This is a genomic window from Serratia sp. P2ACOL2, assembly GCF_003691565.1.
Lineage (GTDB): Bacteria > Pseudomonadota > Gammaproteobacteria > Enterobacterales > Enterobacteriaceae > Serratia > Serratia liquefaciens.
The window spans coordinates 1191432-1203946 of record NZ_CP033162.1; the positions used below are offsets into that span (position 1 = coordinate 1191432).

At 56.2% G+C, this 12515-nt stretch carries 12 protein-coding genes; 1 reads left to right on the forward strand and 11 read right to left on the reverse strand.

The genetic code is table 11. The annotated features are described in order from the left end of the window. Positions 1 to 27 precede the first annotated feature (27 nt). From EBA31_RS05705 to EBA31_RS05735, 7 genes are all read right to left on the reverse strand, one after another. On the reverse strand, positions 28 to 1053 hold the full coding sequence (locus EBA31_RS05705) for a MerR family transcriptional regulator (protein ID WP_122077692.1): 1026 nt from the start codon (positions 1051 to 1053) through the stop codon (positions 28 to 30). A 288-nt stretch (positions 1054 to 1341) separates the two neighbouring features. After that, positions 1342 to 2571 carry a cysteine desulfurase-like protein gene (locus EBA31_RS05710; protein ID WP_122077694.1) on the reverse strand — a complete coding sequence of 410 codons (1230 nt, stop codon included), beginning with the start codon at positions 2569 to 2571 and terminating at the stop codon, positions 1342 to 1344. Then, the gene (locus EBA31_RS05715; protein ID WP_041414315.1) at positions 2568 to 3212 is read right to left on the reverse strand and encodes a 2OG-Fe dioxygenase family protein; all 645 of its coding nucleotides are present in this window, start codon (positions 3210 to 3212) and stop codon (positions 2568 to 2570) included. The genes EBA31_RS05710 and EBA31_RS05715 overlap by 4 nt, the downstream gene beginning before the upstream one ends. Before the next feature lie 316 nt (positions 3213 to 3528). After that, positions 3529 to 4341: a MetQ/NlpA family lipoprotein gene (locus tag EBA31_RS05720; RefSeq protein WP_020825771.1), complete on the reverse strand. Its 813-nt coding sequence runs from the start codon at positions 4339 to 4341 to the stop codon at positions 3529 to 3531. Positions 4342 to 4530: 189 nt separating this feature from the next. Beyond that, a complete protein-coding gene (locus EBA31_RS05725) occupies positions 4531 to 5367 on the reverse strand; it encodes a DUF1460 domain-containing protein (RefSeq protein WP_046374209.1) in 837 nt (278 codons plus the stop codon). 103 nt (positions 5368 to 5470) lie between these two features. Then, positions 5471 to 6013 carry a GNAT family N-acetyltransferase gene (locus EBA31_RS05730; protein ID WP_046374208.1) on the reverse strand — a complete coding sequence of 181 codons (543 nt, stop codon included), beginning with the start codon at positions 6011 to 6013 and terminating at the stop codon, positions 5471 to 5473. Beyond that, positions 6010 to 6480 (reverse strand): acyltransferase, encoded by a 471-nt coding sequence (locus tag EBA31_RS05735; protein WP_122077695.1) that lies wholly within the window; start codon positions 6478 to 6480, stop codon positions 6010 to 6012. Before EBA31_RS05735 ends, EBA31_RS05730 begins: the two co-directional genes overlap by 4 nt. A gap of 204 nt (positions 6481 to 6684) precedes the next feature. Here EBA31_RS05735 and EBA31_RS05740 point away from each other — a divergent pair, with 204 nt between their 5' ends. Next, on the forward strand, positions 6685 to 7275 hold the full coding sequence (locus EBA31_RS05740; RefSeq protein ID WP_020825776.1) for a Yip1 family protein: 591 nt from the start codon (positions 6685 to 6687) through the stop codon (positions 7273 to 7275). A gap of 53 nt (positions 7276 to 7328) precedes the next feature. On the opposite strand, the gene EBA31_RS05745 is transcribed toward EBA31_RS05740, so the two are convergent. The 4 genes from EBA31_RS05745 to dld all read right to left on the reverse strand — a co-directional run bounded on the left by EBA31_RS05745 (position 7329) and on the right by dld (position 12422). Continuing rightward, positions 7329 to 8180 (reverse strand): DMT family transporter, encoded by an 852-nt coding sequence (locus EBA31_RS05745; protein WP_020825777.1) that lies wholly within the window; start codon positions 8178 to 8180, stop codon positions 7329 to 7331. 342 nt (positions 8181 to 8522) lie between these two features. After that, the gene (locus EBA31_RS05750; RefSeq protein ID WP_122077697.1) at positions 8523 to 10064 is read right to left on the reverse strand and encodes a sulfite reductase flavoprotein subunit alpha; all 1542 of its coding nucleotides are present in this window, start codon (positions 10062 to 10064) and stop codon (positions 8523 to 8525) included. 5 nt (positions 10065 to 10069) lie between these two features. Continuing rightward, the gene (locus EBA31_RS05755) at positions 10070 to 10495 is read right to left on the reverse strand and encodes a PAS domain-containing protein (protein WP_122077699.1); all 426 of its coding nucleotides are present in this window, start codon (positions 10493 to 10495) and stop codon (positions 10070 to 10072) included. A 208-nt stretch (positions 10496 to 10703) separates the two neighbouring features. After that, complete coding sequence (dld, locus tag EBA31_RS05760; protein WP_020825780.1) at positions 10704 to 12422, reverse strand: D-lactate dehydrogenase; 1719 nt, start codon at positions 12420 to 12422, stop codon at positions 10704 to 10706. Positions 12423 to 12515: the final 93 nt, after the last annotated feature.

Consider the following 12515-nt stretch of genomic DNA (forward strand, 5'->3'; position numbering starts at 1 on the left):
AGCATTCGGACGGGGGAAAAAACCGGGCTAGCCGCGCATGAAGTGCGCCACCGCCTGCTGCAGGTAGCGTAATAGCGGCGGGGTCAGCCAGGTGCCCTCCGTCAGCGTCGGTTCCTGCTCCATGGCCTGGCGGATTTTCATCTGGGTGGCCGGGTGGGGACCGGCGTAGGACTGGAACAGTTCAAGCCATTGGGCTGCCAGCTGTTTTGCCCGCGCTGACTCTGGCGGTATGCCCTCATTCAGCGCCTGATGGAACTGGGCGATCAGTGCCGGCCATTCCTGCAGGCGGGTAAAGTAGTGCTGGCGCACATGGGCGTATTCTTCCGCCGACAGGTATTTTTGGTAGATTGACAGCTTGGTTTCGGCGAATGCACGGGTCACATAGTCGGTCATAGCCGGGGTAATGCCGGTTTGTTCGCGTATCGCGGGCTCATCGGCATGCATGGCGTTGAGTCGGGTGAGAAACGCCGGATTACGCGCCGTATCGCGTTCCAGCATCAGCATCCAACGACGCGCCAACGCCTGGGCCTGCAACGCTTGAGGTTCAACGCCGCCATCGATCAATTGGCGCATGCTGCTGACCAACTCAGCCCACTCCTGATTGCGGCTCGGGTCGGCCTGATAGAAAGGCAATTGGGCCAGTTCGTCTGCGGTAAAATATTTATCGTACATGGTCATTAACTCCAACGTAGTCAGCCAGTCGTTCAGTTCCGGTTCGTCCCCGGCGGTGAGCTGAGCATGCATATGCTGCAGACGATCGCGCAGCGCAGCGGTCTGTTCCAACTGCCGCTCCAGCATGACGATTTGCTGTTGTATCACCGAAGTGAGCGCCATCCCCGAACGCGCCAAAATTGCCCCGACCTCTGCCAACGAGACGCCCATTCGGCGCAATGCCTGAATGTGGTGCAAGCGAGTGATGTCAGCCCGGTTGTATAACCGATACCCGGCGTCGGAACGCGCAGAAGGAACCAGCAAGCCAATGCTGTCGTAATAATGCAGCGTCCGGACGGTAATGCCGGAACGGCGGGCCAGTTCGCCCACTTTCAATAACATCGGTGTGCTCCTCCCTTGTGCGTTCCGGGATACTAAAACCTGACGTAGCGTGAGGGTCAATAGCGGAGTTAAGGATATTTTTGGCAACGGAGGAGGGCGTTTGCCTTAGGGAACATTAGCAAAGTGCTCTGTTGTTTCGTAGTGGGGGCGCTGCATGCTGCGACCTATTACATAATCAACAGATTAAATCGGGTGAACATGTTCGACCCCTACCGACTTAACCCATATGCAGGGGTGTCAGCAGTCTGAGCCCAGCCAGGGGGCTGGGCTTTGTGGATCTATATGCTGCTACCTTTCGCTAACGAGCAGCTCAAACAGCGTGTCGATTTCCTGCAGGGTGTTGTAATGCATCATTCCAATGCGCAATACGCCGCCGCTGTCTTGCAGGTTCAGCCGTTGGATTAAGCCTTGCGCATAGAAGTGCCCGCTGCCGACGCAGATATTGTGCCGGCCTAATCGGCGCGCAACCTGTTCGGGGGCATGTCGCTTAAAGGTCAGTGCAAAGGTGGGCGTGCGGCGTTGGCAATCCGCCTGAGGGGAACCGTACAGTTGCACATCGTCTATTTGCTGTAGGTGCTGCAAAAAATAACGGCACAGGTTCTCTTCATGGCGATGATAGTCGGCAAAGCTTTCCTGCAAACGCTGCCTTAAGGACGCGCCGGGCGTTCCCCATTGCGCCAGGTAGTCAACGGCTGCCGTGACTCCTGCCAGCCCTTCAAAACTCTGAGTACCCGTCTCAAAACGTCCTGGCCCCACGTCGGTAGCCGGTTCGACTTTATAGGGTTGCAGCCGCTGTAACCACTGCGGCGCGATATAGGCCATGCCGATGTGCGGACCAAAGAATTTATAGGCGGAGCACACTAAAAAATCACAGCCCAATGCCTGCACATCGATCAGATTGTGTGGGGCATAGTGCACGGCATCGACATAAACCTGAGCGCCGACCCGGTGAGCGGCTTCGGTGATGGTTTTAATATCGACGATGCTGCCGGTCACGTTGGACGCGTAGGTCACTGCCACCAGACGGGTTTTAGCGGTGATCTGTTCGCACAGCCGGGCAACATCCAAAGAACAGTCTGCTTGTTGCAGGGGGATTTGATGCACGGTGACTTGTTTATCGTTTGCCGCCTGTTGCCAACTGGAGACATTGGCGTAGTGATCCAGTTCGGTGACGATAATCTCATCGCCGGCCTGCCAGTGACGGCTAATGATTCGGCTGAGATGGAATGTCAGCGAGGTCATATTCATGCCAAAAATGATGTTATCGGGCGTCGGCGCGTTTAATAAGGCGCGCACCGACTCCCTGGCATTATTCATCACTTCGCCGGTCACGTGGCTGGAAAAATAGTGCCCGCCCAGATTGGCGTTATATTTCCCCAGGTAGTCCGTCATTTTTTCCAGTACGCCTCGTGAAACCTGAGACCCACCAGGGCCATCGAAGAAGATCACCGGTTGATCGTTATAATGCTGGGTCAGCGCGCTAAACTGGGCTCTGGCGAGTTCGGGCGTAAAAGTCATGCTTTTTCTCCGCGGGCAGTCAGGACAAATATATCCAGGTGTCCTTCTTCTTCCGGGACAATGGCGCTGATCGGCGTGGCGTTATGCCATAACTTGCTGTCCGCCAGTAAAACGGCCTCGCCGTCCGCCAGCGCTTTTTTAAAGAAGGGAGGCTGGTGATTATCGGCGTATAACATGATTTCGCCGCCGACAATATTCTGCCGATGAATAGCAATCATCGCGATATGATCAAAACCATCCTGATGGATCCCTTCCGGCGCGACCTGCGTTTCATTATGAATGGCGACCACGCGCATCTGGTGAATTTCTATCTCCGCGCCTTCGGGTAAATCATTACTTTCCGCGAACAGATTACACATTTCATCCATGCCGGCGCTTTGCAACACGTCGCTATCAATGGGTTCAAAATGGCGTACCACGTTGCCCTGGAAGTGATTGATCTCATCGGACTGCACGAAATTGCGTTGGCCAACCTCTACCACATGGCCATTGAGATGTTTGACTACCGAATAGCGCCGTAAGCGGTATTTTCCGTCAGCGTGTTGCGTATGGGGCAATGCAGAAAACGACGGCGTTAATTGTTGGGTGGCCTGACGGCTAAGCGTAGTCATACTTATTACGTTTTCGTGTTTCTGTAACATAATCACCTCTAATATTATTGAATGATGACTTTGTAGGGAGGTATTTCGATTGAATTGTAGTCGACACTTTTGCCAAAGCAATTTTTGGCCGTCGCCCCGCAAATGTGGCTGTAAACGGGGATGAACGCAGAGAATGTTGGGTGTTGCGCGGCCAATGATTTACCCGGTGCGGTGAGACTGGCGTTCGGGGCTGTAATGAGCTGCGGAATGGTTTTGACTGGCTGCCGGACCGAGGGCGGCGAAGGTAGGGGACTGAACTTGGGGAGAGATTAAAAGTGCGAGCACCTGCACAGGTGCTCGCCAGTGGAGCGCTGTTTTACCAGCCTTTGACCGCACCGCCGTTAAAGATCTTTTCGGCGGCTTTGGCCACTTCATCCGACTCGTAGGCTTTGATGAAGTTTTGTACGTTCGGCGCGTCCTTGTTGTCTTCACGCGTCACGATGATGTTGGTGTACGGCGAATCCTTGTCTTCGATGAAAATGCCGTCTTTGGTTGGCGTCAGGCCAGTTTGATTAATGTAGGTGGTGCTGATGATTGCCACGGTGACTTTCGGATCATCCAGCAGCTGCGGCAGCTGTGCGCCTTCCAGCTCCATAATCTTGTAGTTATGCGGGTTGGCGCTGATATCCAGTGAGGTCGGCAATAGCCCCTTGCCCGGTTTCAGCTTAATCAGGCCAGTTTTTTCCAGCAGCAGCAGCGCACGGCCGAGGTTGGTGGGATCCAGCGGAATAGCGATAACCGCGCCGTCCTGCAGCTCTTTCAGCGATTTGATTTTTTTCGAATAGCCGGCCATCGGGAACACAAAGGTATTGCCTACCGCCACCAGTTTGTAGCCGTGATCTTTATTCTGTTGTTCGAGGAATGGCCGGTGTTGGAAAACGTTGGCATCCAGTTCACCTTTGTCGGTGGCGTCATTGGGCAGCAATGAACCGCTGAAACCGACCAGTTCAACATCCAGGCCGTATTTCTCTTTCGCCACCTGCTTGGCGACTTCCGCTACGTCCTGTTCCGCGCCGTTGATGACCCCTACCTTGATGTGATTCTGATCGGTTTTCTGTTCACAGCCCTGCAGTGCCAGCACCGCGGCAAACGCCGCCAGCAGAGGGGTATAACGCCAGCTTTTGGTCATCGAGTGCTCCCTGAAAAAAACAATGAAATCAGTTGGTTTTGTGCTGCTAGCTAAGCCTGAACCTGCGGGGAAGTCAAACGCTTGCTCAGCACAAACGCTTATAGCTCATAACGGGAAGTTTTAAATCCCCCTCTTGCAAAACGCTACGCCGTTAGCGGCAAGCGCAAAGCCTGAAGGGGGAGGGGAATGTTATTTGGCGCGCAGCACCACGATGCCTGGCGTAGCCTGGACGTACTCCATAAACGGTGAGTCCACCACCTGCATATTCTCTTTACGCGACGAGGCATTGCGCAATACTGGGCCGTTTTCGGTCATGATATAGATACCGGTATGGGTGACGTCCAGACCGGCCAGGTTGGTATAAATACCGATGTAATCACCGGTGTGCAACCGGGCCAGAACCTTGTCGTCAATCGCCTCGCTGGGCAGGTAGGTAATGCTGCGTCGAACGTTTTTCAGCCCTGGCAGATAGCTGCTGCCGTCTGATTTTTGATTGAGGTTTTTCACCAGCGTCACGGTATGCGGGCTGAGCGTGGCTGTAACGTCCGTTACGTTGGTTTTGGCCTGATGCGACCAGTCGGTGAAGAAGTGTTTACGCTTCAGGAAGCTGATATCGCCATTGGCATAGCGGATTTGAATCAGCCGCTGTACAAAGTCAGCCTGGCTGTTGGCCTGGCGCAGCGCATCGACATAATCGATGTAGGTGAAGCAATCCAGACCGCGGAAGTCGATCACCAGTTCTTCCGGCGTAGTCTGCGAGCCAATCAGCCGGTTGGCGACGTAGGGCGTGCCGAGGAAAGGTCGCGACAGCAGGTCGATCATGCGGCCGTTATCCTGCCGTTGTTCGGGCGTTGCCTTGGCGCGCAGGGCGAGAAGCTCATTGAGTTTGTTTAACGTGTCGTTGTCCATGCTGGCCTTGAGATCTGCAGGTGGGGTAGTGATGGGTTCAGGTGTTTGCCCGACCGGAATTTTATCTGCACAACCGCTAAGCGCAATAGCCAATATCATTGAAACTACCTTGTACATTTTACCCTCCAATGGTTCGGCTTGTGATCGTAGAAATGATAACAGTTCTCACCATGGCCAGGATGGTTAATGTTTAAACATAGCCTCAACGTTCGGCGATCGCTTAATACCCGATTTCGCTGTTAAACGGCAGATACCAGAACAGGGCAATTTCGTGATCGGGAATATCAGGTTGAGCACGATACAGCAGATGATCGATGCCGCCGAGGATAAACCCAAAGCGCTGGTAGCAGCGGCAGGCAGGCAAATTGGTGTTTTGCGTTTCCAGCATAAGCCCGGCGGTTTCGTGACGTTGCGCCCAGAGTCGTGCGCTCTCCAGCAGCGCGGTGGCGACGCCGAGTCGGCGCACATGAGCACTGACGACAATCTCCTCGATGAGCGCATAGCCATTCCAGTTATTGCTCAGCGTGATATGGCCGACCGCCTCCCCGCGATGACGCGCCAGAAAGGTTTCGCTTTCATCATTGACGAACGGTGCCAGCGGGTAGTGCTTGCGAAACGGCGTCACCGGCAGCAGCGGCCAGCTGTCAATCGGCGCGTTGAAAATAGGTTGGGCGTAGTGGGCAATCTGAAAGCTGAAGTCGCAGCCGGTCAAGTATCCGTCGGGCAACTGGGTCACCGGGGTAATTTGAATCGCTTCGCTCATGGGGTCAGTTCCCTTAGCAGGCGGGCTGGATTGCCGGCGTAAATCCCCTTGCGGGTGATGTTTTTGGTGACCACCGCACCGGCGCCGATCACCACTCCGCTGCAGATTTCCACCGCCAGTACCGTGGCGCCGGACCCGATGGAGACGTCGTCGCCAATCCGCGTGCGGCCCCAGCTTGCCGGATCGGCATTGGGGGCGCCATCTTTGAACAGATCGTTGGCGAAGGTCACGTTGTGGCCGATAAAACAGTCCTCGCCGATGGTGACATATTCGCAGATAAAGCTGTGAGACTGGATTTTACTGCGGGCGCCAATGCTGACGTTTTTTTGGATTTCGACAAAGGGGCCGACGAACACCCCGTCACCGAGTCGGCAGCCGTACAGATTACAGGGCTCTACGACGGTGACATTTTGCCCGGCGTCGACATCGACGATGCCGACCTGGCGAATCTTGATGGCGGATGACATGGCATTCCTCACGGCGGATAAGCAGGCGGGAATTATAAAACAAACTGCCGCCGCGTTTGCGCTTTCTGAACGTTTTTTCAGCGAAAGACTATAATTAGTACAGGGGAGAGAGCCCCGTGGCCGCAATCCTCGTACGGTTAGCAATCCGTCAGAGGGGTAAATTCGTTCGCCGATCGCGACCTACGGCGATGGAGGAGGTGTCTCATGGTTAATCATGTTTGGGGACTTCTGGCGCATCCAAGCACCGAGTTCGAACACATTAAAAGCGAGAACGAAAGCGTCTCGCACCTTTACACCCACCACGTGCTGTTGCTGGCGTTGATCCCGGTGATCTGCGCGTTTATCGGTACCACCCAACTGGGCTGGCTTTCCGGCGAAGGGCACGCTATCCGGCTCGATATGTTTACGGCTTCCTATACGGCGGTCGCGTTTTATCTGCTGATGCTGGCAGGCGTAGCTATCATGGGGAAAGTGATCCACTGGATGGCGCGCCGTTATGAGGTTCGTCCCAGCTTGCATCGTTGCATGGTGTTCGCCGGTTATGTCGCCACCCCGATGTTCCTCAGCGGCATCGTGGCGTTATATCCCGTCGTGTGGTTGTGTCTGTTTGTCGGCGTGATTGGCCTGTGTTATTCAGGCTATTTGCTGAACCTGGGCATACCTCACTTCCTGAATATCGACAGTAAAGAAGGCTTTATTTTCTCCAGCTCTACCTTTGCCATCGGCATCCTGCTGCTTGAGTTATTGCTTGGGGTTACGGTGCTGCTGTGGGGGTATGGTTCCTGGTTGTTCTGAAGTGATTGAGTGTTAGCCCCTCACGCCGGCCTGGCGTGAGGGGCTTTTGCTATTTAAGGTTGGCGAAACACCAGCATCACCCCGAGCAGAATGGCCGCCATGCCCAGCATGCTGATGGCCGCCAGCGCGTGGCCGAGCAGCAGATAGTCCAGCAGGGCGGTTACCGCCGGGATCAGATAAAACAGGCTGGTGACCTGCACCAGATTGCCGCGCTGGATCAGCCGGTACAGCAGGAAGGTGGCCAACACCGAAATCACCACCGCCATCCACAGCAGCGGCAGAACAAATGCCAGGCTCCAATCGACCCGCAGCGGTTCAAACGGCAGCACCAGCGAACACATCAGCAGCCCAACTGCATACTGCAGCGGCAATACCGCCAGCGGCGGTTGGCTAAGCCCTTTTTGCAGCAAAGTCCCGGCGGTTATGCAGCCCAGCGCGATAAAGGCGCACAGCATACCGACCAGTGAGAAGTGGGCAATCATCAGGCTTTGATACACCACCAGCGTCAGTCCGGCCATCGCCAGCAGCAGGCCCAAGCCGCGCAACCCTGAGCAGCGGCGTTCGGTAATGAACTGGGTGAGTATCGGCTGAACGCCGAGCAGCGTCGCCAATACGCCGGGGGTAATGCCCTGTTCCAGCGCCAGCAAATAACAAATCTGATAGCTGCCGATCATCAGCAGACCGATCAGCGCCACCCGAAGACGGGTGCCCGGAGCCGGCAAGCACTGCCGTTGCCACAGGCCGATAGCCAACAGCAGCGCCAGTGCGATGGCGCAACGAAAGAAGAGAAAAGCGAAGGCGGAAGCATGCTCCAACCCCCAGCGCGAGAAAATTGCGCCGCTGCTCCAGAGCAGAACGAATAGCGTAGCCAAGCCGACGTTGGCCCAGTGAGAAATCAATCGCATTTTGTTTTCACCTGTCGTGAAAATAACAAGCTCCAGCACGCGCGGCGTTCTACGCCTGAGCGCAAAGCAAGGAAAGCTGGAGGTGAGGAATTCGGTTTGGCTTAACGCACAACCACGGCGTGTGGTGGGTAAGCGGCTACCGCGGTAACGACAGAGAAAACGGCGGGTGGGGCTGAGGATGCGCACAGCAGAACGACGGCCGCAAGCGGCGTGTTCGCAGGATCGGTAGCGTGCGCAAACTCTGTCATGGATATTCCTGAATACAGGGAGTGATTAACCTCTTCAAGATAGTCAAGTTTGGCGGAGGGCGCAACCTAAAAACGGCGCACTCCGCAACCGTTCTCAGTACAGCTCCAGATGCAGACGCCCTTGTTGCGTCAGCCTTTGCCACAGGCTGTCCGTCGCGGTTTCGTCCCCTGGAGCACAAGCCTTTTCCAGCGCCTGCGCGACGGCGGTTTCAAGATACTGTCGGTTGCCGCACAGGTAGAGGTGTGCCCCCTTAAGCAGCAGCTCCCTCACGTAATCGGCATGTTCTTCGATCGCGTGCTGCACGTAGTATTTTGCGGCACCATCGCGGGAAAACGCGGTAATGAGCCGATTCAGTACGCCATCCTTGCACAGCGACTCAAGCTCTTCGCGGTATAGGAAGTCTTCGTCACGGCGTTTTTCGCCGAAGATTAAGGCGGTTTCTCGCTGTCCGCCGTCGATCGCCAATTCACGCAGCAAGCCTATCAACGGGGCGATACCGGTACCGGTGCCGATGAACAGCACGGGAGTTTGCGGATCGGGCGGCAGGTAGAAGTTGGGATTGGCGCGGCAGAAGACACGGAAGGGGCCCGGGTTATCGAGCAACCAGCCGGTGGCCGTGCCGTTTCGGGCGCGCCCATTACGCTCGTAGCGAACCTCGCGAACGCACAAATCCAGGCTGTCTTCTCGCGAAGCCGAAGCGATCGAATAGGCGCGCGGTAAGCAGGCAGGGAGCAGCGTTAGCAGATCATCCAAAGTGACCGACTGCGGCGTGCAAAACTCTTGCAGCACGTCCAGCAGATCGGCGCCGTACAGGTAGGCTTCCAGCGCTTTGCGCTGGCGGATTTTCAGCATCCCCTTAAGGTCTTCGCTGCCGGTAAGCTGCGCCAGTTCGCGCAATATCGCTTTGCTTATTTGGCGCAGTTCCCGGCGGCGCAACGCCTCTGCGGCCTCCGGCCGGTCGAACCAGGCTGACAGACGAAGCAGTAAATCCTCGTCGTTTTCCGGCAACAGGTAGAGCGTATCGCCTGCCCGGTAGGCGATGCCGCTGCCGCTGATATCCAGACGAAGATGCCAGGCATGCGGCGCGCGGGCACTGAGCGAACGGCGCTCCAGCAGGCCGGCGGCAAAAGCGTTGTCCTCGCCATAGGCGGTGACGCGCAGATGCAGATCGCGACCGGCCTGCCAATCCCCCGCAATCACCTGTTCCACTACGGCTGACCAGGTAGTGAAAAAGCTCTCGAAGTTTACGTCGGCATCAACGCGGTTGACGATGGCCTGCGCGCCGCGTTCGGACAACCCGGCGTCAAGCCATTGCGTGAAACCGCAAAAACGCGGGTACGCCGTGTCGCCCAAGCCGAAAATGGCGTAGCGCAGGTGCGTGAGGTTTGGCGTGTGTGCCAGAGCGTCGAAAAAAAGCTCGGCGTTGGCGGGCGGCTCCCCGTCACCAAACGAACTGGATACGATAAGCAATAGGTCGCCTTTCCCCAGGTTTGCCGGTGAAATTTCGTTGAGGGTCAATAGGGTGGGGGCGTAAGGGTGCAGAAAAGGTAACTCGCCCAAACGCGTAGCCAGCGCCTGGGCTTTGCCCGATTCCGAACCGTAGCCAATCAGGATACGTTCGATGATATCGGCCATGTTTCTTACTTATCGTAGTGGTTGTCGAACTGTTCTTTGGAGAATTCGACGGAGTCGAAATCGGTCATCAGATCGTTGATCACACGGCGGATACTGATGTAGGCCTCGATTTTGCCCTGAGCGTCATAGAGTGGTTGCACGGTGGTGTCGACCACATACAGCACGCCACCCTTGCCAACGTTGGGAATGATGCCGGTCCAGATATTTCCGGCTTTAATGGTATCCCACATCTCTTTGTAGATGGTCTTGGGGACGGAAGGGTGACGCACGATGTTGTGGGGTTGCCCTACAAGTTCTTCCCGGGTAAAGCCGGTGAGCTGGCAAAACAGGTCGTTGACATAGGTGATGGTGCCTTGCAGGTCGGTGGTGGAGATCACCATCACTTTGTCCAGTGCAGACAGCAGTTGGGCGGAATCGAGGGTCTGGCTCATGGTAGGTTCCTTCTCATTAATTTTGCGGTGAACGTCAGGGCAGATGTCACGTATCCGTCATGACAAATTTGTTATTGATTCTTATTTACACCGCATAATAATCAGCAGACTTTAAAGTTGCAATAAAAATGCATCTTTAAGATTGCAAAAGAGGGAAGCATCTTGAAGGAGGGCTCGCCCGTAGAGCGGCGAGCCGGAGGGAAGAAGGTTATTGACCGTTACCGGCCCAGTGCTTCCGCTTGCTGGTTTTGCCCAGACCGGGGTTAAAGCTGTTGGTGGGATCGGCGCTGCGGTAGAACGCCTGCAGATCCGGCTTGGCGGTGTACAGATGGCCGACGTTATGTTCCGCCGGGTACTCCGCGCCGCGTTGGTTGAGGATCTCCAACATCTTTTCCTTGAGCGCATGGCTGTCGACGCCTTTTTTCACCACATAATCCTGATGGAAGACGTGACACATAAAGTGGCCGTAATACAGCTTGTGCACCAGTTGGCTGTCGATTTCCGGCGGCAGGGTTTCGAACCAGTCGGTGTCGTTGCGGCGCAGCGCGATATCCAGCGCCAAAATATCCTCGACCTTGTCGGCGTGCACCGCATGGTAACGCACCGCGGCTCCGGCGGCGGCAAAGCGGTGCAGGAAAGCTTTCTTGCCTTCATCCGGGGTGCAGACGAAGAACGCTCCGTTGGCCTGAGCAAAGTATTGGCTCAGGTACTGCTGCGCCTCTTCGACGCCCGGCCCGGCCATTTTCAGCAGCAGGTGGTGTTCAAAGCGCTCGCGATACTCTTTCATGCGTTTAGGCAGGTGGCTGGGCGCCAGATGGCTCAGGCCCTGCATCAGGCGGTCGGTCAGGTTATGCGGCAGCAACGGCAGCTTGTTGAGGCTGGCGTCCATGCGGCCTTTCAGAGTGAAGAAGGTCGGCATCTGATCGGTGCCGAGCTTATCGATCATCATAAAGGTGTCTTTGCCGTACACTTCGGCGATATCAAAAATATCCCGGTGCATGTATTCGCCGGCAACCGGCAGGTTGTCAAACTTGCTCAGCATGTGGCGGCGCAGTTCGGTCAGTACGGCGGTGTCGTTGGTCCCGATGTAAAACACCTGCTCTTTGCCTTCTTTCTCGAAGGTGTCCAGCCGCACGGCAAATACCGCCAGCTTGCCTGCGCAGCCGGAGGCTTCGTACAGGCGGCGCTTGTCGGCGTTAAAACGGGAGGGCGTATCGGCATCAACGTCGCGTACGCGGCTGGCGTATTCATTGTCGGAGGCACGCAGTTCGCCGTGCTCGACATCTTCCGGCCGGTAGTCGCCTTTCTCCAGGCGGGTAAGGATCTCTTCCGGCGTGTCCCCGAGGTTAATGCCCAGATGGTTAACCAGACGCAACTGACCGTCTTCACCCAGTTGGGCGTACAGCGCCATCTCGGTATAGGCAGGGCCGCGTTTGACCAGTGAACCGCCGGAGTTGTTGCACACGCCGCCGATCACCGAAGCACCGATGCAGGACGAGCCAATTACCGAATGCGGTTCGCGACCATAAGGCTTGAGCAATTTTTCCAACTGGTTGAGCGTACTGCCGGGGAAGCCGACCACCTGTTTGCCATTGTCCAGCACCTGCACATGGTTGAGCCGCAGGGTGCTGATAATGACGATATCACGGTCATAGTCGTTGCCGCTGGGCGTTGAACCTTCGGTCAGACCGGTGTTCGCCGCCTGCATGATGACGATTTTATCGGCGGCGACGCAGGCTTCAAGCAACTGCCACAACTGCAGCAGGCGTGTCGGGAACACCACCGCCAGCGCCTGGCCCTCGCCGGAGCGGAAGCCTTTGCGGTAACGTTCGGTGCTGCGTTCACCGGTCAGCAGCTGCGGGCCACCGACGATGCTTTTGAGCTTACTGAGAAACGCCTGGTTGGTGGCGCTGGTGGACTGCGTCATGCCGATCTCCCTGTCGTCCCCGTCGTTTTCCACCGGGCAGCCTTGTCGATTGCCCGGTGAAATCCATGAGGTGATTAATTTAGTAAGTCATTA